This window comes from Paenibacillus sp. 453mf, assembly GCF_900116105.1.
Taxonomy (GTDB): Bacteria; Bacillota; Bacilli; order Paenibacillales; family Paenibacillaceae; genus Paenibacillus; species Paenibacillus provencensis.
Genome location: NZ_FPAC01000001.1, coordinates 821,048 through 843,579, shown reverse-complemented (window position 1 = coordinate 843,579; position 22,532 = coordinate 821,048). Strand labels below are relative to the sequence as shown.

Sequence of the window (22,532 nt, the reverse complement as noted above, 5' to 3'; positions counted from 1 at the left end):
TGAAACCATTAAATCTGCGCAGTCTATAGGAAGAGTCTTTTCATATGCCAGAAAGGAGAGAAGCCGCGTGCTTAATTATAAAAAATCGTCCATTGTCCTTGCCATCTTATGTATATTGCTGCTTCAGGAGACACCCTCTACGGCTGCAGAACCTAAACATAACAAGGAGCCTGAAATATCCAATTATTTATTTCGCCACCCTGTCATTATTATCGATGCCGGTCACGGCGGCATTGACGGAGGAACCTCTGCAGATGATTTGCTGGAGAAGGATATCAACCTTGCCATTTCGCAAAAAATATTTATGATCCTTAAAAGTAAAGGCTATCCTGTCGTTCTTAATCGAGACGATGATTACGCGCTGAGTGACGATAATCATTGGCTGCGGAGTCACTCACGCCATATGAGAGATCTGGCACAGCGCAAGGGCCTTAGTGATCATGTGCCCTCCGATCCGGTTGTCAGTATCCATGTTAACTGGAGCAAGAAGTCACGCACACATGGACCCATTGTGCTGCATCAACAAGAAGCAAGAAGCTATATGCTTGCGGATTCCATCCAGCAATCGCTCAATGAAATGTATGATACCAATCGACAAGTAGAATGGGGTAAGCCCTTTTATCTGCTTAATCATGTTAATAAGCCGTCTGTTATTGTAGAGGCCGGATTCATCAGCAATCCTGAAGACCGTGCTCTCCTTAGCAGTATCGCGGGACAAAAGAAAATTGCTCAAGCCATTAGCTCAGGCATTATTTATTATTTGTCGGTAATGTAGAATCCGGGGTCCAATTCCAGACCTGCTTCACCATCTCACTAATACTGATTGTTTCAATCTTGCCTGACCAGCGAGATATGGAGTCTCGGATCACACCTGCAGTCATATGTCCCTGCGTTCCTACGTGACCGATCATGACACAGGTGTCCTGAGTCTCCAGCTTTTTTTCTGCGAGCTTCATCTGTCCCGTAATATGAGAAATCGAGTGATGATCATCCAGGAAGATATGATTAACTACTGGCGGCAGCCCCTTCTGTTCAGCCAGCTCTGCCACGACAGATTTATAATCTGTTTTGCTGTCGACAAAGAATAGACCTCTTTCTTTACATACATCAAGCACGATGGACATAATACGCCGATCTGTCGTAATTTTAGAACCCATATGATTGTTCATACCGATGGCATAGGGAACATTATCAATAGCAGCCTCTACTCTTTTCCGTACCTCTCCATCGGACAGATCCGAAGTAATTGCTCCTGGCCCCAACCAGTCCCTTCTTCCTTTGTGCGGCTCCATCGGCATGTGTATAAGCACATCGATCCCCTTTTGGTGCGCAAGTTCAGCATCTTTTTTGGTTGTAGGCAGAAACGGCATTATCGCAACATTTACCTTTGTCGGTAAACTCATGATTTCTTCTGTCCCCTTCATCCCATTTCCCAAATCATCAATGATAATCGCGACCTTCTTCAGAGGCTCAGCATGTACCATAGATCCGGCCGCATTCATCCATCCCATACTCACAGCCAGCATCATAACGAACATTCGCAAACTCCCCCATCTAAAGGAAGAGAGCACTTTCTTTTTCAGTTTTCTTCTTCTTTGCTTTCGTATCGTCATCGCTTTAACAGTCCTCCTCGTGAATTCTTGAAGATATATACATTATTTGAATAAACGGGACGAATTATGTAAGGTTCTAATAAAAATACAATCAATAAGTTGATAAAGTGAAGCTCCTTAGCATAGAATAAGAACATGAGTTCGCTCTTACAACAAGGAGGGATCCCGATGACAGCGAAAATGCTAACGGAAGAACATACACTAATTAAGAGCTATCTTCAGCTCTTGATGGTCATCAAAATTTTTAATCGCGATCTTCAAGTCATGAGTAATCATGCCGAGCTGAAGACCCCTGAGCTGTATATGGAGATTATTCGAGCGGGAATTGCGCGTGTAGCTGTTCTGCTTGATGAGGTACAGGAAGAATTCAGACGTATGGATATACACCTGAACAGTGTAAATCTATATGACGGTGAGATTCAGGCAATGGCTTCTATACGAGGACATCTCGTTCATATTCACATCCCTGGGACAAAATATAAAGATGAGCTGTACAAACGGATGCAAATTTATTTAGGAGGCACTTCCTTGACTTTATAATAAACACCACCGCAATCGATGCCTGCATCTCAAGTTAGATCTGAGAGCAGCACAGATTCGGTGGTGTTTGTAACCGATTCACTAAATAACAGCGGTTAGTTGTTCAATGCAGCTTGGACACGCATGACGCCTTGAGATAAAGCATGTCCCCCGCCAATGGCAGCAGCAACAGCCACCGTCTCCATAATTTCTTGCTTGCTGGCCCCTTTGGAGAGCGCTTCTTGCACATGATATAAGGTGCATACTTCATTATTAGCGAATAATCCGATTCCAAGAGCAACGAGCTGCTTCGTCTTCAGATCGAGCTCGCCTTCCTTAAAGCATTCCCCTGTAAAATCATGATAGGACTTAAGGACATCAGGCAGCGTCTCTGACAAGTGCCCAATCTGATCCTTATAAGCATGAACCTTATTATTGATTAATGTCACATAAGCACATCCTTCGTCGAAAGAATTATATAGACGTATCATTGGTACTTTCTCCACTTGATCCATATCTATGCTAATCCCTGACGAGGTAATATCTGGAGTGTTTATCCTTACAGCTCCGTCGGTTTTTGTCTGGGCTCTGAAAAGAGCTGGATGCTGTACTTCCGATCCAGCTTGACGACTCTTCGGTTGCGCCGGCGAACAAGAATCTGGTCGCTGCTCCAAGCAACAATAATACCGATTACATCGTTGCTCTCCAGATCGTCTCGCACCACACGAATTCGCTCACCTGATTCTCGCAGATTGTTTAATTCCTCATCACTAATCATGAATTGTTCCCTCCAGTACATCATAATATTGTACAAAAAAAGACCTAAATGCGAGCATTTAGGTCTTACGTGTTATTTACGTGATAAAACCTTATATAGCTTAACGTGAAGCGTGCTCTTTACTGTCATTTTTCTCAAACCAGAAATCAAGCACCTTCGCCGACATTACCCGTTGCTCAACATACTCTACCTGATGAGGTGTAAACTGTTCTCTCCATGAGAAGGATAACTCTTCGCACAGGTTCACTACTGTTAGAAGCTCCGACCATGCGACGTAACGTTTATACCAGAAGAACTGAGGATGTTCAAGCATATAGGGATAAAGGTCATCAAACTCCGTGTGCTTACAATCAAGGGCCCGTTCAAAATGAACTTTGGATTTGACTAACTTGTCAAGGAAAAACTGTTCGTTTGCTTCTTTCCCCATTGTTGTTGCCTCCTCTCCCTAATCTTATTTCATTATAAGCCATTATCCTGCCCCGTGCAAAGATAATGAGCAAAATTAGGCCGTATTAATGGAAAATTACCCATGTAAGGAATAGTCATAAACCGAATTATGCAAAATCCTGAAAAAAGAACTTAAGCAAACCTTACAAACCCATCTTTGAGAGATTCAATTTTTACCAGTGATTCAACCCGAATCCCTTGTTCACGTATTGTACTCGCTCCGGACTGGAAGCATTTCTCAACAACGACACCAAATCCAGCAAGTGAGGCACCCGAACGTTCAACGATTTTGATGATCCCCTTTGCAGCATCTCCGTTTGCAATAATGTCATCTATAAATAATATTCGATCATTCGGATCTATAAATTCCCGTGAAACCATAATATCTGTCACAATACCTTTCGTAAAAGACGGCACCCGTTCACAATAGGCGTCAGGATCGGCCAGCAGCGTCTTCTTTCTCCGTGCAAACACAAGGGGCACTCCCATATGAACCGCTGTTGCAAAGGCAACCGGAATTCCCGAAGACTCAACAGTTACAATTCGTGTAATGCCTTCGGCTTCGAAACGCCTAGAGAACTCTCGTCCCATCTGCATCGTCAGTTCAGGATCAATCTGATGATTGAGTATCGCATCCAGCTTAAGCACCTGATCTGATATGACCACACCTTGCTCTACAATTTTTTGTTTTAATATTTCCATGCATATGACCTCCCAGCCTATCCTATGACGTAAAAGTATCATACCTCACCAGCTTCTTTCAAGAAGTTTATCTTCATACCGCAGCCGGGTCATGTCCAAGTGGACAAGTGCATACCTTGTAAGAGGGCTTTCTTACACCCATGAAGGTGCTGCTCTGTATATGTAGTTAACAAGGAGGATAAGCATGAGACAGAGTACCAAGGTGCTGCAAGTCGCATTCACTTATGTTGGAACTATTGTTGGTGCAGGATTTGCCACCGGTCAAGAAATATTGCAGTTTTTTACGGAATATGGAAAATGGGCAACTCTTACGATATTGCTGTCCTGCCTGCTCTTTGTTTGGCTGGGTACTAAAATGATGCTGGTGGCACATGATACTGGAGCCAATTCATACGAAGATCTGAACAGCCACTTGTTCGGGAAAAAAGCGGGAAAGTGGATCAGCTTCTTCACCTTGTTCGTGCTGATTGGTGTTAACAGTGTCATTCTTGCAGGAGCAGGATCGGTGTTTATGGAGCATTTGCATCTGTCCTATCAAACCGGACTTTTAATTACACTGGTCGGCACATATCTTCTTCTTGGACGAGGTATCCATGCCATATTGCAGATGAACAGCATTGTCGTTCCGCTCATGATGACTCTGTCTCTATTTATACTTTTCCATACCGCCGGTCATCCGGGCGCAGCCAATTTTGTGCGGCTGGAGACCGACCACAGCATGTTCGCGACTTGGCTGTCACCCATATTGTACAGCTCATTCAATCTTGCCATGGCTCAGGCCATTCTCGTGCCGCTCGGCAGTCAGATCACTGACAGACGAGTCATTAAATACGGCGGAATACTCGGGGGAATCGGGATTGGATTCATGCTCATGACAGCCCACTTTGCCATGTCGGCTTATATGCCTGGCATTGTGCAGTTTGAAGTTCCGATGGGAAGTATTGCATTTGCTCTGGGCGCAGCCATCCAGCTCATGTATATCTTTCTGATATTTATGGAAATCTTCAGCACTTTTGTCGCCGATATTTATGGGATAACCTTACAGGTACGGGAGCATCTCAAAGTATCGCCTAAGCTCATCACGCTGTTTATTATGCTGTCCTGCTTCTTGCTTAGCCAGTTTGGCTTCAGTTCGCTTCTGTCCATTTTGTACCCGATCTATGGGATGCTGGCCGTTATATGGGTAGCTCACTTGATCAAGAGCCCGCTCGGTTCCTTCAGAGATAAGAGGAAAAATGAATAACAGCTGAGGTCAATTGGAACGCTCAAACTTCAAATACAGCTTCTTCAGCATATGAACGGAGCGCCTTAGAGAATACTCTGTCTTCGCCTTTTCGCTCGCTGATCTGGCAAGCTCATAGCGGTATGACGGATCCTGGATTACCTTCTCCAATGCATCAGCAAGTGCCAAAGCATTGTCTTTGGGAACGAGCAGCCCGTTAACGCCATCCTCGATTTGTTCACCTATTCCTCCAACATTGGTTCCGACTAAAGCCAGTGAACTCAGTGCTGCCTCAGCAAATACGGAACCAAACGCCTCTGCTCTTGATGGGAGGACAAAGATGTCAAAGAACGGGACGAACTCTTCAGGATGCAGTGTGTAGCCATAAAATATCGTTTCATTGTAGATGCCGAGTTTCTGGGCCAATTCCTCCAGCTCGGAACGGATAGGACCATCTCCAATGATATGAAGTACATAATCATGACCCCGTTTTTTCAGTTCGCAGCAGGCTTCAAACAACACATCAATCCCTTTTGCCGGAACGAGACGGCACACCGTTACCAGCTGAGGCACCTCATTCTCATGAGGAATCGGTTTAAATCTTTTCTCATCGAAGCCATTCGGTACAATTTCGATGTTTTCGGGAAATTTAACATACGGCGACATATAGCTGCGGAACGATTGAGATACGGTTAACATGCAATCGGCCGCATGTTCCAGCTCACCATAGAGAGAGGTCAGGAAGCGATGCTCTAACCCGTTCTCTTCGATTTTTCCATTCAGAATCAGTTCCCGCTCATAGCTGGAGTGAATCGTTTGAATCAAAGGCGTTGATGGAAAAGCCTTCTTCATCGCCAGTCCTGCTATCGGATGGTGTGCATGGATCAAATCATAGGGCTTATGTATGCGAAGCTTGATCCACCATAAATAATCGCGGAAGGTTTGGATATATTTCTGAACAATTGGGCTTTCACCGTACGTTGTCCAGTCAAAAGTATCAAAGCGAATCTCTTCGCTCCCCTTGTTACGGATTCGTTTCGGAAGCGAGAACAGCTCCATCTCCCATCTTGGGCTGTTGAAGCGTTCCTGAAGGTAAGGAATCATAGATGATACTCCCCCTGGCTGCTCAGGAGGGAAAAATAAAGCTTGGAGCAGTCGCATCATTTAGTGCCCCTTTCTTGGATTCTTTTGAAAGCAAGTCTTTAATCATGATATATTAGCTCATATGTTCCAGTAAAGAAGATACGAAGGAGATTTGAAAAAACATGAGTAAGGAAACACTGCCCCAGGACTTTATCGAACAGATGAAATCCATGCTCGGGCAGGAGACTACTGCATTTCTTGATAGCTACGACAAGCCGCGTACACAAGCTCTCCGGCTCAATAGCTTGAAGCTCAAGGAAGAACACATAGAGCCCATTGCCCAGCAGTTCCAGCTTAAGAAGGTCCCTTGGTGCAACACAGGATATTATTACAATAGTCAAGTCAGACCTGGCAAACACCCTTATCACACAGCCGGACTATATTATATTCAAGAGCCTTCTGCAATGTCCGCCATCGAGCTGCTAGATCCTCAGCCATACGAGACCGTCTTAGACCTTGCTGCAGCACCTGGCGGCAAGACGACGCATATGGCTGTAAAGATGAAGGATACGGGGCTGCTCGTCTCTAACGAAATTCATAACGGACGGGCTCGAATATTAGCTGAAAACGTAGAGAGAATCGGCCTTACCCGGACGGTTGTCGTTAATGCGACACCTGATGAGCTGTCCGCTCGGTTCCCAGAGGTGTTTGATCGAATTATGCTTGATGCCCCTTGCTCTGGTGAGGGAATGTTTCGTAAAGACCTTGAAGCTATTAACGAATGGTCTCCATCATCTGTTCAAATATGCGCCGCCCGCCAGTGGGACATTCTGCAGGAAGCTTACAAAATGCTGAAGCCCGGGGGACATCTCGCCTATTCCACCTGCACATTTAACCGACAGGAAAATGAAGATACTGTTGAGCGTTTCATAAACGAATATAAGGATATGGAATGGGTTCGGACCGAACGAATCTGGCCGCATCAGAGTGAGGGAGAGGGACACTTTGTCGCTCTGCTCAAGAAAAAAGCCACAGGTGGGAGAGCCGAACGAACCTTTGGAGAGCAGCCTACATCTAAGCCGCGAAAAAGAGGGGAAAAGATCGCCGATGCCGGTGTTACTGCAGCCTGGGCGGGATATCAAGAATGGGCGGGCACGAATCTCCCAGGTTTTTCACTTCAGCCAGGAAGACCTCTGTTGTATGGAGAAGCACTGTACTACTTGCCCGAAACGAGCGAACTGAAAATCTCAGACGAACAACTGAAGGGATTAAAAACTCCCCGCCCCGGACTTCATCTCGGAGATTGGAAGAAGGGGCGGTTCGAGCCAGCGCATGCACTGGCGATGTCAGCTGCTCCAGAACAGGCATTGCTATCCTATGATCTTCCGCCTGATTCCACGGAGCTGCAGGCTTATCTTCGCGGCGAGACCCTTACTCTCGATCCCCTGCTTCAAGGCTGGGTAATGGTGACAACGAGAGGTTACCCTGTGGGCTGGGCCAAAGCAAGCAATGGTCAGCTTAAGAATAAACGCCCTAAAGGGCTGCGTATTAACGTATAAGCAGATCCGATAAACAGCTCAGACACATGGTTAATCCATATCAAATACAAAAACAGCACTCGAACGGGACTTTGCCCCTAAGGGGAGTCCCAGCCATAAATTATGGCGAGTGCTGTTTTATTTCAAGTTGACAATACTGCATATTATGCTGTACTTAGAAATCAAGTTCTAATCCAACTCAGCAAGCTCAATCTCATCGATTACGGCATTGCGGTACAGCATCGTCAAATGAAGCTTATTCACATCCGTTTCTTTGTCAAGCTCCCGAGCCATGAGCAGAAACAGCTGTTCACGCTGCTCTTCACTTGGATGGATATAATAGTCGATGTATCCTGAAATTTCAGCATCACTAATATCAACCGTCGCTGTTGCTGCCGGGTATCCGCCACTTTCCTTAAAGAACAGCTCGTATGTCAGGATATCGCGGTCATGACGAATTAGAGAGGCATAATAGTCCTGATTGACAGGTCCATGACTCGTCATTTTCGGCTCCATGCCATCCTCATCCCAATCTAATCCCTCACGGGTCTCCTCATCATCCATCTCTGTGAAATCTCGATGCTCCAGCTCTAACAGCGCAACACGATAGCCTTCAAATTGCATATCTATCGTTATTGTATCAATCTCTTCATCATTAACCTCGGATACGAGCAGCTCTTCAGCTGTTTCAAGATCCTCTTCGTCAGGAACTACGAGCCAGTCCACTACTCCCTTAATATCCGCCCCATACTGCTTAAGTACAGCTTCAGCAATCTTGTGGCCATTTCCTGTTTGCAGCTCGTATGAAGACACATTCCGGCCCGCACTGATCAGTTCAATCTGCATTTCACCCGTCTCATCCTCATACCGAAAAACCGATTGCTCCTCCGTATGAAAAGCCCCATACTCAATCAGGCCTTCTTCAGATCTCTCATCAAACCCATCCTCAAAAGTATACTCATCATATACCTCTTCATCTCCCAGTACGCTCTCAACCCTGCCCCAGGATAACATAATATCAAAGTGCTCAGCTGACACCGCATCACGGAATTGAAGCACATATTCTTGCACATAAGCAATAATCTCATCTTTGGCATCCCTTGGAATACTTTCTGCATCCAGCTGGACACTGCCTGCCAGTCTTTGACCTTCCCGGAATACAAGGATAAGTGAGCCTGCATATTTATGTTCTACCATAATGTCATGGACTTCACCATTCGATGTTCTTAGATCAGGTCTTAGCCGAATATGATAGCTCACGTTATTACTACCTCCTAATTATGCCGGAAATTATTACTGTAACCATGTTAAGCTGGCTATGTATCTAGAATGCCCTAATGAGAGGAAGAATATTACTTATACGTTGACCACATGCTTAACTAACGCATGATGAACCCCACTATCATTGTTAGACAATGTAATTTCATCGGCTGCAGCCTTCACTTCGACAGGAGAATTATCCATTGCAATACCTTTACCCGCAAATGTAAGCATTGTAATGTCATTATAATAATTTCCCATCGCCAGTACTTCTTCTGGGCGATATCCTCTTTTCTCAGCCAACCGCTGCAAAGCCGCCCCTTTGGATGCATCCTTATGCATCAGATCGAGAAAAAAATCACCACTGCGAACCATATAGAATGGACTGTTCCACGTACTCCACTCTTTCTCCAGTGCATTCATGGCCTCTAAGCTTCCAAATGCCGAGAATTTCACGACAGGCTCCCTCAGATCAGCCCATAAAGGAAGGTCCATCGGCGTAAGGAATACAGCCTCATACATGCTGCGAACTTCAAGCGTCATTTCGTCTGCACGGTCAACATATAGCCCAAACGCAGTATTCACATCAAAATGAATGTCGTGCTGACGGCAGTAATCTATATATGGCACCAGCTCTTCAGCTTGTATTGGAAACTGATCAACCACTTTACGCGTCTTAATGTCCACCGTTGCTGCACCATTATGAGTAATTACGTACCCGTTAAGTCCCATGTCCTCCATGATTGGAATTGTATTGACAGGACCTCTTCCCGTACATAATACAAATTCCGCTCCATTTTTTGCAGCCTGCTGAATACTCTCTTTGTTTGCCGCTGACAATTCATGATGGTCATTTAACAGTGTTCCGTCCACATCAAGTGCGATTAATCGATATGTCATATCCTATCCATCCTTATTCTCTATTTGTTTGTATCATCTCATCAAGGATCAATTGATAAGGCTGTTTAGTTCTTCTTCTGTCAACTCGCGATAGGATCCCATCGGAAGCTCCGGATCGAGAGCAAGACTTCCCATTGAGATCCGTTTTAAATACAGCACTTTAGATCCCACGGCTTCAAACATCCGCTTGACCTGATGGAATTTGCCCTCATGAATCGTAACCTGAACATTCGAGATAATGCCCATATCTGTCTGTTCTTCCGAGATAACAATCAGTTCTGCTGGCTTGGTGACATAACCGTCATCAAGAGTAACCCCCTGCTGAAAGACTGTAATTTCTTTATCTCCAATCCTTCCGAGGACCTTAGCCTCATACGTCTTTGGAACATGCTTACGCGGAGACAACAGATTGTGTGCAAGCTGTCCGTCATTGGTGAGCAGCAGCAGACCTTCTGTATCCTTGTCCAGCCTTCCAACGGGAAAGGGCTGAAAAATGACGTATTCTTCATCCAACAGATCAATAACCGTCTCTTCTCTTAAATCTTCTGTAGCCGAAATAACTCCTGGAGGCTTATGCAGCATCAAATAGATATACTCTCTATATTTCACTACTTCACCATCAATTTCTACAATATCACGGTCTGGGTCGACCTGCATACCGCTGTTTTTAATGGTTTTGCCATCCACCGTAACATAGCCGTTCTTGACGGCTTTCTTAATTTCGGATCGAGTTCCGTAACCCATATGGCTCAGTATTTTATCAATCCGCAGCTTTTTGCCAGTTTTTTTCATCGTATTCTCACTCATACCGAGGTCCACCTCCATCCTGCCGGATATTCATTTTTGAGTCTGCCTTCCTGCCATTTCGCCCATCCAACGGAATACCCATTAACAGTCACGAGTGTATATCCTTTTGAGGAAGCTGTACCTGATCTAACCAACCGGTCCTCACCGATTTCCAGTGTTTCGCCCTTTAAATATTTGATTGCCTCGCCTCTCTCTACGGTAAGCTGTACACTTCTTATCGCTTCCTCTGCATTCAAGGCCGATGCTAATGCCTGGGAAGGCATGAATCGCCCATTTTTGACTGATCCCATAAACCATCCTGCGCGGATGACCCGAAGACCTGCAAGCCGTTCAGGTTCCACGGGAGTTTGGTATACCTTCTCTCCATACAATACCGTTTGTCCTGGAAGCTGTACATTCAGCTGTTCAGTAACAAATTCTCGAAAGACAGTCTCAGCATCCACCGGCATTTGATCAGACCGATTTCTCTGCTTTGCTCCCCCATGCTTCACGTTATGCTTCTGTTTCTTCTTCAGGGCGTTTCTCCCATGAGAAGCTTCCTTCTCAGCTGTATTGTGCACATATAATGGCTGATCGGCTGGTTCATTAAGAGGAGTGCCGTCATGCTGAAGCACCGCAACAAAATGACCTTCTCCTTCTACTAAGTGCGGCCATAATCTGCCTGTGCCTTGAAGCTGCGCATATAGATCAGGATGTTCTTCCTGCAATACAGGCTCGACCTGAAGTCCCTCAAATTCATGTACAGCCGCAGCTTGCTCGATCCATTCAGGATGACCGCCGGATATTCCGCTCACATGCTGAATAGGAACCACTCGGAACGATGAATTCTTCAATAGAAACTCTCCGATCATTGCCTCGTTCTCCTCAGGAGCAAATGTACAAGTTGAATATACTAATCTTCCCCCTGGAGCAAGCAGCCTCGCTGCGGTATCCAATATATCACGCTGCATCAGCACACAGCGCTCAATGGAGTGGTGGTCCCATTGGCGTATCATGTCCTCATCCTTACGGAACATTCCTTCACCTGAGCAGGGGGCATCAATCAATATTTTATCAAAATAATGAGGAAAAGCATCGGCAATGCGTTCTGGGCTTTCATTTAGAACAACTGCATTTCGAACGCCATACATTTCTATATTTTTGGCAAGAGCCTTGGTCCGGTCTGTACTGATATCATTTGTTACCAGTATGCCCCTGCCCTTCAGATCTGCTGCGATCTGAGTTGATTTCCCGCCTGGCGCAGCACATAGATCAAGCACATGATCACCAGGCTGTGCTTTCAGCAGCTCTACCGGAGCCATTGCACTTGGTTCTTGAACGTAATAGAGACCCGCATGATAATATGGAGTGAGACCTGGCTTACTGCCGGCAGGGATATAATATCCTGTTTCACACCATGGGATTGGTTTCAAAGGGAACGGAGAGATCTCGGCAAAAGATGCAGGATCAATTTTTAACGTATTAACACGAATGCCTGCATGAGGTGCACTATCATATGACTTCACAAAAAGTTCATATTCATCGCCAAGCATCTTCTTCATTCGTTCAGCAAACTGTATAGGCAGGCGTATCGCCATTTACTCATCATCCTGTTCTGACTTAATCATCATTTTTTTAATTACATCACTTCAGTTCACAATTATAACTCGCTTCCCCCTGTTTCACTACACAGTGTAATGTTGTATAATGAATGGCATCTAAGGTTTGTCCTTAGTATTAAAAATGACGGGGGATGAATATGAGTTCAAAAACGAAAAACACCGCAAATTCTAAAGTGAAATCGAATACCAAGGCTAACAAAAAGCCAAACAAGGCCATTATCGCCTTTATTGCCGTATTTGTCATCCTGATTGGTGCACTGATTACCATGAATGAGCTGAATAAAAATAACATTAATGAAGTATATGGTCTTCCAGAGTCAGATCTTGCTCCTGCGACGCTTGAAATTTTGGAGGATCCAAATTATCAGAATATCATATTACCTGAGGAGCTCGATACTAAAATTTCAAATAAAGAAAGCTTCTTTACTTACTTTTTCGCCTCTGACTGCCCTCACTGCCGGGCAACAACACCGCAGCTGATGCCGATTGCTGATGAAGCAGGTGTTGATCTTCCTCAATTTAACCTTAAAGAATTCGAGGATGGCTGGAGAGATTACAATATCGAGTTTACACCAACTCTCGTTTATTTTGAAAATGGCGTAGAGAAGGAACGCCTGGAAGGCGGAATGCAGGCCGAAGGTGCAAGTGCAGGATATACGGCCGAACAAATTGAAGAATTCTTTACCAAATATAAAGGGACTGCTGCGGAATGAAGCCAAAAACTTATGGAATTCTGTTTACAGGTCTGATGGTAGGCAGTTTGGTGCTTGCTGCATGCGGTGAGAAGGAAGCTTCTCACGATCACAGTATGCATGGCAAGGATAACGAGCAATATGAGGCAAGTGCATCTATAACAGAAATGCCGGCCTTCCTTGCCAAATACACGGATAATACTCAAGCAACCTATGCGCTTGTATCCGAAGTGCAGGAAGAACTTAAAATGCTGAACTGCTACTGTGGCTGTATGGACTATGAAGCAGCGCATGATTCACTCTATCGCTGCTTCATTTCATCGACAACATCGACTGAAGTAACATGGACCGATCATGGTGCACAATGCGGCATCTGCCTGGAAGAGGTTAAGGATGCCGCTCGTCTGAAGGCTGAAGGCAAATCCTTAGAAGAAATCCAGAAGTTTATTGATGATAAGTATGCCCCGGATGGGGCACCAGCATCTAGTGAAGTGCATCCCGTCATATAAGTAAGTAATCCCCCGGTGATTGGCTGGACACAATGTCCACTCACCGGGGGATTACTTTTTTACGTAAATAATATTTTAAATAAGCGTTATAAGTTCTGACCTAAAGCCTTCATTCGTTCTTCATATATTCGTCCACGTGTTGGACTGCGCCTTTGGGGAACATTTGGCTTGATTTCTTGGGCCTTTATACGGACCGCTTCTTCCAGCTCTTCATCACAGATGACAATCGTGAAATCGTGATAAGGGGTAGGCTGGCTATCATAATTCCGAAGCTTCTCCGCAAGACTACGGCTTGTATTGACAAGCAGCTCCAGCTCAATACCAAGTGTTTGTGCCGGATACTTCTCCAGAATCTCCACGGCACTCTCAAGCATCATGTAGCCGCCGCGTATATTTTGATTTCTAAAATGATACATGCCAACGGCGACTTGCAGCAAGCCTTTATAGACCGGCTCTTTATTCTGTTCGAGCCATAGCTCCTCAAGCACTTCATGACATTCGAAATAATCCCTGTCGCGATTAAAATACACCAGATATTCTAAATAGAGTGCTTCATATTTAGACATCACTGTTGTCGCTGCCTTTCCTAGCTTGGCTCAGCAGTTCCTTAACTTCGCCAGACAATTGCTTGATGGCTTCCATATCGTGCTGCTGCCAATATTCATTGAATTTAGCCTGGGCATCAATTGCTTCATCAATAAGATGATAGAAATAGAGCTGATGAATGATGGCAAGCGTTTTGGTAATGATATTGGACTCATCTTCGAATGTTTTCTGCGCATCGAGAATTTCAAGACGGATGGCTGACATCTCATTATCCAGAATAAAGGCAGCCTCTGCTGTTTTTTTCAGCCGGCCTCTTACATCCTCCGGCAAAGAATCTCTAAACTTGTAATTTAAGGAGTGCTCAATCGTAGCCCAAAAATTCATCGCCAGCGTCCGTATTTGAATCTCGGCCAGTACATGCTTTTGACCAAGGGCAGTCTGCACAGGATACTCCACAATCATATGGAAGCTGCGATAGCCGCTCTCCTTGAAGTTCGTAATATAATCCTTCTCATAAAGCACCTTCAGATCTTTACGCTCCCGGATATATTCGGCGACCCTTCTGATATCTTCAACGAATTGGCACATGATTCGAATACCTGCAATATCCTCAATGCCAGTTTCGATCTGGTTCATTGGCACATCGAGACGTTTGGCTTTATCCAGGATGCTCGATATTTTCTTGACTCTTCCCGTCACAAATTCTATAGGGGCATATTCTTCACGTTTTTTGAGTTCTGCCCGCATCGTCTTAAATTTAACTTTAAGTTCCTCTACGGCCTGTTCGTAAGGAAGCAAAAATGTCCCCCAATCTCTACCGTCCATAAGTATGCCTCCTGTCGTCTGCTTCAATCCTTCATATCTATCCGGTATCACGATCTATGCAGAGCACCAACGGCTTCCGATATATGACGGTATCCGTCCCTGCGCAGCAGTTCACGTAATCCAGCATGAAGCTTTTGATTAATTTCGGGTCCTTCATAAATTAAGGCTGTATAAATTTCCACCAGACTGGCTCCGGCTTTGATCTTCTCATAGGCATCCTCACTCGTGAAGATTCCTCCGGACCCAATAATGGGCAGACTTCCCCCAGTCTGACGATATACGCGGCTAATAATCTCAGTAGACCGCTCGCGCAATGGCTTGCCGCTGAGCCCGCCTGTTTCCCTGGCATTCGCATGGGTTAAACCTTCTCGGCTAATGGTCGTATTGGTAGCTATGATGCCCGAAACACCGCTATTTGAAATGGTATCGACCATATATTCGAGCTCAGCTTCCGTCACATCTGGCGCAATCTTAACCAGTACCGATTTGGAACGCCCAAAAGAGCGTGACTGCTGTTCCATTTCATCCATAACCGCGGATAACAATTCCGTCAGCTCACTGCCATGCTGCAGGCTTCTCAAATCCGGTGTATTCGGAGAACTAATATTCACTACAAAAAAGTCTGCATATGGATACAAAATTTGGATGCATTTGCGATAGTCACCTGGAGCATCCTCATTAGAGGTAGCTTTATTTTTACCAATGTTGATAGCAACCGGGATGGCAATATCTTTGAGCTTGGATAAGACTCCCGCCATTGCTTCAGCTCCATGATTATTGAAGCCCATACGGTTCACAAGTGCTTCATCCGGTGGAAGTCTAAACAGCCTGGGCTGGTCATTTCCCGGCTGTGCCTTTGGTGTTACCGTTCCCACTTCCATGAATCCAAATCCGATGGAAGAAAACCCAGGCACCGCTTCCCCATTCTTGTCAAGGCCGGCTGCAAGACCTACAGGTGATGGGAAATGTAGTCCGAACACATCGGTTGCGAGATCCGGCGTTTCCTCAACACCGTACATGGTTTTGAGAAGGCTCGTGCCTCCGGGAAATGAGCCTGCTTGGTTCATTCCTCCAATAACGAGATGGTGTGCTTTTTCCGGATCCATTTTGAAGAATAGAGGTTTACCAATATTACGATACAGCAAATGATCCACTCCGTTTACATATTCTTATGGATAAACTGCACTCATGAAAAGGAAACATTCACCAAATGTATCAATGAAATGGATACAAATAAAAAGTCCTGTTCATAAACGAGCAGCATTCCTTCTAAATTTCAGTTTAGCTGTTTTCGCTCTAAAAGAAAAGGGAGAGGGAACCAAGTGAATACGCAACTTTGAAAATAAACTGCAAATTGACTACAATGAAGTAAACTGTCAAGCTTCAACTTAGAAACTTATATATTTTAACGTCCGTTTATATTCTTCCAATACGAGAAAGGAGATTCACCTTACATGGCAACCAAACGTCAGAAGCCCTCATTGCAGCAAAAAAAAGAAGAAGTGAACCGCAAGGCTATATTTTGGACCGCACTAAGTGTATTGCTGCTCATCATCCTCATTGTTGTACTCGTTATTATTGGAGAAATGACAATCACTTAATTGAGCCAGTGATATATTTTGTCCGGATTCGTCTGTCCGGGGACAAGCTCCGGCTGAAATCTGTCCCCGGCCTGTTCCGGAGCAATAATCCCTGCAGGGGTATTGGCACTGTTCTTGATCGTAACCTGAGTACCCGGTGGTACAAGTGCAAACAATTCCTCTACATCCTCTTGATGCATGCGAATACAGCCCAGGGATTCATCAAGCCCAATACTTCCCGGATCGTTCGTGCCATGAATCGCGTAATCCGTATCTGACAACTGCATGCCTCTGGTACCGAACTCGCCGTCCGTACGTCCATTGGGGTTCACTACCTTGTCTGATATGACGAAATCCCCTTCAGGTGTTCTCTCGCCTCCTAGACCTACTTCATAATTCCGCAATACCATGTTTCCACTGAGCAGCGTCAATCGATGTGTCTCCTTATTAATAACGATGGAGAGGGATTCCTTCATATAAGGTTCGCCGCCATATGTATCTTCAAAGCCAGGGAGGGCCGCCCCATCTTCGCTGGATTGCTCTACATCGATCGAATCAGGCCCAGAATCTCTGTCATCTCCTGCTACAGATTTGATATAATCAAGCATCTCAGGATACAGCTCCCGCATGGAAGAGCTTACACCGCCAATACGATTGTTAGGGAAAGGCTTCATTAATTGCTCTATGCGCTCTGGATAAACACCATTCTGCTGTTGATAAGCTGTTATTGCACTCAGTAGAGCTATCGCCTGCTCCTCTTTTTGTCCCCACCTTACGGCACTTGCAGACAAATCTTTATGATCCTCAGGCGTGCATTTACACCACTCAGGCAGCAAGGATTTGCTCATCACTGTACCCTCCCCATTACTATGGAATTGGTACACCGGCTGCCTTGCAGCTGAAGTCCCCCATAAGAGAAATTCATTCTCCCGCTCCAGCCCCAGCGTTATAATCGTCGCGTCAGTCCGGCGCAGCTGATTCATCATTCTGCCAGTGTCTTCATCCGTAGCCTCTCCGTTGATCAGGGGAATTCCGGTAAACATCGGCGGTCCTGGATCTATCTCATCTGCTTCTGATCCATCTGGTGCATCCTGTTCTTCAGAGTACACTATTCTATCAAGCCCTTGTTCTGATGATGATTCTTCTGCAAGCTCTGTAACAACGTCAACATCCATTGCATCAGGTGCCATCGCTGAAGGAACAATGCCAAGAATCAATAGCCATAACAGAATGGCAGCAGATTTGCGCTTGATCTGTTGTTTACTTCGCTGCTGTTCCAACTGCATGAGCTTATGCTGATATTCCATCCACACCTGGGCAGGAGCTTTGCTGTGCTCAAATGCTTCATATATACCTCCTGAACGTTCGAAGCAATAGTTGGCCTTCGCTGTCTGACCGGATCGTTCATAATCCTTCCCCAGTAGATACCAGGCCATTTGATTATCGGGATGCTTCTGAACGTAGGATTTCAGATCGTGCGGCATGCGCATGACTTATCTCCCCTTGATATAGGTTATGAATGATATATCGGATAATACAAAAAAAACCTGATACCATATTGGTATCAGGCCTCAAATGAAAGCAAGACATTAACCTTCTTTGTTAAAAGGATCGTCCGCAATTTTGATGGAGTCTGTAGGACAACCATCACAAGCATCTTGCATATCATCATGAAGATCTTCAGGAATCTCTATAACACCACGGTTAGAATCACCATTAAAAATGACTTCCGCCAAACCCTCGTCATCGTAGTCGTAGATATCAGGTGCAGTCGCTCCACAAGCTCCGCAAGCGATACATGTATCTTTCTCTACCCAAGTATATTTAGCCATTTCTTCTCTGCCTCCTATTAATTAACACACAAACAGTAGGTTCAACTATGCTAACAATCATATTAATACAAAGTGAAAACAAATACAAATCCATTTTGGGTTATTATACCTTTTATAATCCGCCCTATTCAGGTCTAGGAAGATTGTCTTTTTGCAAGGAAGTACCACGTTCTTTGTAGTTTCTGATCAGTACCGAAGGGTCATCTCCAAGCATGCCCGCTGTCAGCACTGCATTCTCTCCGTACTTATTTCGAAGTTCGTCCATGACATGGGTTAAGGACTCTCGCTTGAACTGCTGCTCATAGTCGAACAGGTCCAATTGTATTGCGGATTCACTCTTTGGAATCAAGCTGTGCAGTGTAATCCCGAGCAGTCGAAGCGGCTTGCCTGCTCCAAACTGCCGATAGAAGAGTGCTGTCACTCCTTTATAAATATCCTGCTCATGATCGGTCGGCGTTTGCAGCATTTGAGAGCGAGTAATCGTCTTCATATCAGGCGTGCGGATCGTAATTTGAATCCCTTCTGCCATCATGGCATGCCTGCGAAGTCTACGTGTAACCTGATCGCTTATATTAAGAAGCACACGATTGATGTCCTCTTCGCTAGAGATGTCTTCCGGAAGCGTTGTGGTGTGACCAATGGACTTGTTCGGTTCTCTCACCGGACTCACCTGAGAATCACTGATTCCATGAGCCGCCTGTTTCATCCACGATCCGAGCACTCCAAAGTAATCCCGCAGCAAGCTCTCTTCTGCGTTTGCGAGCTCTCCAATGGTATGGATATTGATCTTGCGCAACTTCTCTGCTGTTTTGCGGCCAATGCCAAATAACTCTCCACACGGTCTGTGCCACAATTTATTCTGGACATCCCGCAGACGCAGCACCGTGATCCCATTCGGTTTTTTCATATCTGATGCCATTTTGGCCAGCAATTTATTGGGGGCGATTCCAATCGAACATGGGATACCCAGCTCCTCGTTAATCCTGTTTTGAATCGTCTCTGCAATATCCACCGGTGTTCCAAATTGCTTGGAGCCGGTAATATCAAGATAACATTCATCAATCGAGGTGGCCTCAAGCTGAGGAGTATACTCATAAGCAATGCTCATGAAGGCCTTAGAGTATTTTCGATACAAATTGAAATCAGGTTTAATGACAATTAGCTCAGGACACTGGCGGAGTCCTTGATTAACTACCATTCCCGTGCTGATTCCACGACCCCGTGCCTCGTATGAACATGTGACAATTACACCCTTACGCTGCTCACTGCTTCCTGCGACAGCCGTTGGTTTGCCTGCATATAAATGAGGTTCTTCTGCGGCATGGACCGAACAATAAAAAGCATTCATATCCACATGCAAAATAACACGTCCATTCGCAGGATAGTAATCTTTAACGTTGCTCACATCACGTACCCTCTTTTTTATTCTGAATATTGTTTATTTTGGATCATTGATCATCAGTAACATAAAAAGCCACATTGACTATTAGATTGAATTTTCCGAAACCCTATAGAATAATGAAAGAATTTAGCTCATTCTATATAATAACAGGATTTGCTTGATTCAAATTTATAAATTTATTAAGGTTTTGGGATTATGCAAAGTCCTCAAATAATACAACTATTCTGTATCCTATGATTTATAATTATAAATTATCAAATTTCCATCTTACATTCCAGGTGAGAACTGCTATAATAAACAATTAAAAACGGTTTTAGAGGACTTCCAAAGGGGGATCAACATGTCTAAGAACATCTCAATCTTCGATACGACACTTCGTGACGGTACGCAAGGGGAGGGAATTAGTCTATCGGTTGATGATAAGCTGAACATTGCCAAAAAGCTCGATTTTCTGGGCGTTGAGTACATTGAAGGCGGAATTCCAGGAAGCAATTCGAAAGATATTGAATTTTTTAAGCGTGTTCAAGAATTGGGATTAACATCGAAGATTGTTGCTTTTGGCAGTACTCGCCGGAAGGGCGGAAACGCCGAGACCGATGCTAACTTGAACCGAATTATTGAATCCGGTGCTAAGGCAGCTACGCTGGTCGGCAAGTCATGGGATTTTCATGTTCATACGGCGCTGCAGACGACTTTGGAAGAGAATCTCAACATGATTTATGATTCGATACATTACTTGAAACGAAACGGTATAGAAGTCATTTTTGACGCCGAGCATTTTTTTGACGGTTACAAGAACAACCCAGAGTATACTCTATCCGTAATGACAAGAGCCTATGAAGCTGGTGCGGATTGGCTCGTGATGTGCGATACGAACGGAGGAACGATGCCTCATGAAATTCAGGAAATCGTTCGAGCCGTTGTTTCTCATCTTCCGGAAGCAAAATTTGGCATTCACACCCATAACGATTGCGAATTAGCAGTTGCCAACACACTAGCCGCCATCTCTGCCGGGGCCAGACATGTTCAGGGAACGATGAATGGTTATGGAGAACGCTGCGGTAATGCCAATTTATGCTCTGTGATCCCGAACCTGCAGCTTAAATTAGGTTACCATTGTATTGCGGAAGACAAGCTGGCACAGCTTACGAATGTCTCACGTTATGTCAGTGAAATCGCCAATGTTAATATGCCGGTGAATCAGCCTTATGTAGGCAGTGCAGCGTTCGCTCACAAAGGAGGCATACACGTATCGGCCATTTTGCGGGATTCTCGCACTTATGAGCACATTGCTCCAGAGCAAGTCGGGAACAAGCAGCGGATTCTTGTATCCGAACTGGCCGGTCAGAGTAATATTATATCCAAAGCCCAGGAGCTGGGCATTGAACTTGATCCCTTCAGCTCCCACTCACGCCAAGTGATTGACAGAATTAAGGATATGGAGCATCAGGGCTATCAATTTGAAGGGGCTGACGGTTCACTTGAGCTTCTGATCCGGGAGGCCAATGGAGAAGTCAAGGAACTGTTTACCTTCGAATCCTTCAAAATGCTTGTTGAGAAAACCGCAGGCAAACCCGTCGTATCTGAAGCTTTTGTTAAATTGAGTGTCGGCGGTCGAAGCCACTATACAGCAGCCGAAGGCAACGGGCCTGTAAACGCACTGGATAATGCGCTTCGCAAAGCCCTTGTCACGTACTATCCTTCTTTACAGGAAATGCATTTGTCTGACTACAAAGTTCGGGTGCTTGATGATAAGGATACGACGGCTGCAAAAGTAAGAGTACTTATTGAATCAAAGAACTTCAGCAATGGCTGGAATACGATCGGTGTATCGGAGAATGTCATTGAAGCCAGCTGGGAAGCACTCGTCGACAGCTTTAGATATGCTCTGCTGAACGAAGTACCCTTAGAGATTATAGAGCCGGATACATTGGCACAAGGAATGGTCAATCATTAGGATCTACATAAACAGGCTGCTGAGATCGTCAGCAGCCTGTTTATGTTATATGGTCTATATGGATTACTTCAGCAGATCCTTGATTTTATTTTCGAGCTCTTCTTCTGACAGGATACCGAGAATAACTTCTTGAATTACTCCATTCTCATCAATCAATACATTGGTAGGAAATGCCATACCTTTGTACAAATCATAGATTGCGCCGTCCGTATCCATCAGGATTGGGAAATTGACATGAAAGGTATCAACAAACTCAGCAGCATCTTTTTCATTGTCATATTTGGTAACATTAATCCCGTAAATATCAAGCTCATCTTTGTAAGCTGCAGATATATGATTCAGCGTGGGCGCCTCCATCTTGCAAGGCTCACACCATGAAGCCCAGAAGTTCAGCATCAATGGTTTTTCACGCTTACCCCCTACTTCATATGTGCCTTCTTCCATTCCATTCAGTTGAAAAGAAGGTGCAAGCATCCCGGCCTTTGCTCCTACTTCTGTTGGCATTGGTTCTTCTGTCTGAAATACGGATTGAAGCTGAATTAGGCCTGCTCCTCCACCGGATTGCCATATAGCAATGCCAAAGAGCAGCAATACTCCGACTATAATGTATCGGTTACGTTTCATTTGTCCGTCCCTTTTCAGTTATTATAAAGTAATGGAATCAATTTCATAATACCCTGAGCTGCACAATCAGGAGTATATAGAGTATTTTTTATCAT

General features: G+C 44.9%; 25 protein-coding genes. 8 read left to right on the top strand and 17 right to left on the bottom strand.

Annotated features, from left to right (window positions below; all coding sequences use genetic code 11):
• The first annotated feature begins 67 nt into the window (after positions 1-67).
• Complete coding sequence (locus BM415_RS04095) at positions 68-775, top strand: N-acetylmuramoyl-L-alanine amidase family protein (protein ID WP_244533139.1); 708 nt, start codon at positions 68-70, stop codon at positions 773-775.
• On the opposite strand, the gene BM415_RS04090 is transcribed toward BM415_RS04095, so the two are convergent.
• On the bottom strand, positions 750-1,613 hold the full coding sequence (locus BM415_RS04090; RefSeq protein ID WP_091154859.1) for a divergent polysaccharide deacetylase family protein: 864 nt from the start codon (positions 1,611-1,613) through the stop codon (positions 750-752). The genes BM415_RS04095 and BM415_RS04090 overlap by 26 nt on opposite strands.
• 168 nt (positions 1,614-1,781) lie before the next feature.
• Between BM415_RS04090 and BM415_RS04085 the strand changes: the two genes are divergently transcribed.
• On the top strand, positions 1,782-2,153 hold the full coding sequence (locus tag BM415_RS04085; RefSeq protein WP_091154857.1) for a YhjD family protein: 372 nt from the start codon (positions 1,782-1,784) through the stop codon (positions 2,151-2,153).
• A 95-nt stretch (positions 2,154-2,248) separates the two neighbouring features.
• Here BM415_RS04085 and BM415_RS04080 read toward each other — a convergent pair whose 3' ends face one another.
• From BM415_RS04080 to BM415_RS04065, 4 genes are all read right to left on the bottom strand, one after another.
• The gene (locus BM415_RS04080; RefSeq protein WP_076312523.1) at positions 2,249-2,581 is read right to left on the bottom strand and encodes a carboxymuconolactone decarboxylase family protein; all 333 of its coding nucleotides are present in this window, start codon (positions 2,579-2,581) and stop codon (positions 2,249-2,251) included.
• Between the two features lie 110 nt (positions 2,582-2,691).
• Positions 2,692-2,910 (bottom strand): hypothetical protein, encoded by a 219-nt coding sequence (locus BM415_RS04075; RefSeq protein WP_091154854.1) that lies wholly within the window; start codon positions 2,908-2,910, stop codon positions 2,692-2,694.
• A gap of 100 nt (positions 2,911-3,010) precedes the next feature.
• Entirely contained in the window at positions 3,011-3,337 is a 327-nt protein-coding gene (locus BM415_RS04070) for a hypothetical protein (RefSeq protein WP_047909830.1), read from the bottom strand.
• Positions 3,338-3,489: 152 nt separating this feature from the next.
• Positions 3,490-4,059, bottom strand: coding sequence for a xanthine phosphoribosyltransferase (locus BM415_RS04065; protein WP_091154851.1), 570 nt, complete (start codon positions 4,057-4,059; stop codon positions 3,490-3,492).
• Between the two features lie 184 nt (positions 4,060-4,243).
• Between BM415_RS04065 and BM415_RS04060 the strand changes: the two genes are divergently transcribed.
• Positions 4,244-5,302 carry a YkvI family membrane protein gene (locus tag BM415_RS04060; RefSeq protein WP_091154849.1) on the top strand — a complete coding sequence of 353 codons (1,059 nt, stop codon included), beginning with the start codon at positions 4,244-4,246 and terminating at the stop codon, positions 5,300-5,302.
• A 9-nt stretch (positions 5,303-5,311) separates the two neighbouring features.
• Here the strand turns inward: BM415_RS04060 and BM415_RS04055 are convergent, their stop codons facing one another.
• Complete coding sequence (locus BM415_RS04055; RefSeq protein ID WP_091154846.1) at positions 5,312-6,442, bottom strand: glycosyltransferase family 4 protein; 1,131 nt, start codon at positions 6,440-6,442, stop codon at positions 5,312-5,314.
• 104 nt (positions 6,443-6,546) lie between these two features.
• On the opposite strand from BM415_RS04055, the gene BM415_RS04050 reads away from it, so the two are divergent.
• A complete protein-coding gene (locus BM415_RS04050; RefSeq protein ID WP_091154844.1) occupies positions 6,547-7,923 on the top strand; it encodes an RsmB/NOP family class I SAM-dependent RNA methyltransferase in 1,377 nt (458 codons plus the stop codon).
• Between the two features lie 168 nt (positions 7,924-8,091).
• Here BM415_RS04050 and BM415_RS04045 read toward each other — a convergent pair whose 3' ends face one another.
• The 4 genes from BM415_RS04045 to BM415_RS04030 all read right to left on the bottom strand — a co-directional run bounded on the left by BM415_RS04045 (position 8,092) and on the right by BM415_RS04030 (position 12,446).
• A complete protein-coding gene (locus BM415_RS04045) occupies positions 8,092-9,162 on the bottom strand; it encodes a hypothetical protein (protein ID WP_091154842.1) in 1,071 nt (356 codons plus the stop codon).
• Between the two features lie 96 nt (positions 9,163-9,258).
• Positions 9,259-10,062 carry a Cof-type HAD-IIB family hydrolase gene (locus tag BM415_RS04040; RefSeq protein WP_091154839.1) on the bottom strand — a complete coding sequence of 268 codons (804 nt, stop codon included), beginning with the start codon at positions 10,060-10,062 and terminating at the stop codon, positions 9,259-9,261.
• A gap of 48 nt (positions 10,063-10,110) precedes the next feature.
• Positions 10,111-10,854, bottom strand: a complete 744-nt coding sequence (locus tag BM415_RS04035; protein ID WP_091159045.1) for a pseudouridine synthase — start codon at positions 10,852-10,854, stop codon at positions 10,111-10,113.
• 11 nt (positions 10,855-10,865) lie between these two features.
• On the bottom strand, positions 10,866-12,446 hold the full coding sequence (locus BM415_RS04030; RefSeq protein WP_091154837.1) for an RsmB/NOP family class I SAM-dependent RNA methyltransferase: 1,581 nt from the start codon (positions 12,444-12,446) through the stop codon (positions 10,866-10,868).
• A gap of 161 nt (positions 12,447-12,607) precedes the next feature.
• Here BM415_RS04030 and BM415_RS04025 point away from each other — a divergent pair, with 161 nt between their 5' ends.
• Both BM415_RS04025 and BM415_RS04020 read left to right on the top strand, forming a co-directional pair.
• A complete protein-coding gene (locus BM415_RS04025) occupies positions 12,608-13,183 on the top strand; it encodes a thioredoxin family protein (RefSeq protein WP_091154835.1) in 576 nt (191 codons plus the stop codon).
• Positions 13,180-13,671: a PCYCGC motif-containing (lipo)protein gene (locus BM415_RS04020; RefSeq protein WP_091154832.1), complete on the top strand. Its 492-nt coding sequence runs from the start codon at positions 13,180-13,182 to the stop codon at positions 13,669-13,671. The genes BM415_RS04025 and BM415_RS04020 overlap by 4 nt, the downstream gene beginning before the upstream one ends.
• Positions 13,672-13,757: 86 nt before the next feature.
• Here the strand turns inward: BM415_RS04020 and BM415_RS04015 are convergent, their stop codons facing one another.
• Genes BM415_RS04015 through BM415_RS04005 form a run of 3 tightly spaced genes read right to left on the bottom strand, consistent with a single transcriptional unit; the run spans position 13,758 to position 16,187 of the window.
• The gene (locus BM415_RS04015; RefSeq protein WP_091154830.1) at positions 13,758-14,237 is read right to left on the bottom strand and encodes a DUF309 domain-containing protein; all 480 of its coding nucleotides are present in this window, start codon (positions 14,235-14,237) and stop codon (positions 13,758-13,760) included.
• A complete protein-coding gene (locus BM415_RS04010; protein WP_091154827.1) occupies positions 14,230-15,042 on the bottom strand; it encodes a GTP diphosphokinase in 813 nt (270 codons plus the stop codon). Before BM415_RS04010 ends, BM415_RS04015 begins: the two co-directional genes overlap by 8 nt.
• 47 nt (positions 15,043-15,089) lie before the next feature.
• Positions 15,090-16,187 (bottom strand): quinone-dependent dihydroorotate dehydrogenase, encoded by a 1,098-nt coding sequence (locus BM415_RS04005; protein ID WP_091154824.1) that lies wholly within the window; start codon positions 16,185-16,187, stop codon positions 15,090-15,092.
• Between the two features lie 309 nt (positions 16,188-16,496).
• Here BM415_RS04005 and BM415_RS24980 point away from each other — a divergent pair, with 309 nt between their 5' ends.
• The gene (locus BM415_RS24980; protein WP_170862361.1) at positions 16,497-16,643 is read left to right on the top strand and encodes a hypothetical protein; all 147 of its coding nucleotides are present in this window, start codon (positions 16,497-16,499) and stop codon (positions 16,641-16,643) included.
• Here BM415_RS24980 and BM415_RS04000 read toward each other — a convergent pair.
• From BM415_RS04000 to BM415_RS03990, 3 genes are all read right to left on the bottom strand, one after another.
• Complete coding sequence (locus BM415_RS04000; RefSeq protein WP_091154821.1) at positions 16,640-18,112, bottom strand: L,D-transpeptidase family protein; 1,473 nt, start codon at positions 18,110-18,112, stop codon at positions 16,640-16,642. The two genes, BM415_RS24980 and BM415_RS04000, sit on opposite strands and share 4 nt — an antisense overlap.
• A 99-nt stretch (positions 18,113-18,211) precedes the next feature.
• The gene (locus BM415_RS03995; protein ID WP_091154818.1) at positions 18,212-18,454 is read right to left on the bottom strand and encodes a ferredoxin; all 243 of its coding nucleotides are present in this window, start codon (positions 18,452-18,454) and stop codon (positions 18,212-18,214) included.
• A 124-nt stretch (positions 18,455-18,578) separates the two neighbouring features.
• On the bottom strand, positions 18,579-19,859 hold the full coding sequence (locus tag BM415_RS03990) for a DNA polymerase IV (RefSeq protein WP_091154815.1): 1,281 nt from the start codon (positions 19,857-19,859) through the stop codon (positions 18,579-18,581).
• 337 nt (positions 19,860-20,196) lie between these two features.
• Here BM415_RS03990 and cimA point away from each other — a divergent pair, with 337 nt between their 5' ends.
• On the top strand, positions 20,197-21,813 hold the full coding sequence (gene cimA, locus BM415_RS03985; protein WP_091154813.1) for a citramalate synthase: 1,617 nt from the start codon (positions 20,197-20,199) through the stop codon (positions 21,811-21,813).
• A gap of 63 nt (positions 21,814-21,876) precedes the next feature.
• Here cimA and BM415_RS03980 read toward each other — a convergent pair whose 3' ends face one another.
• On the bottom strand, positions 21,877-22,437 hold the full coding sequence (locus tag BM415_RS03980) for a TlpA family protein disulfide reductase (protein WP_091154811.1): 561 nt from the start codon (positions 22,435-22,437) through the stop codon (positions 21,877-21,879).
• Between the last annotated feature and the right edge of the window lie 95 nt (positions 22,438-22,532).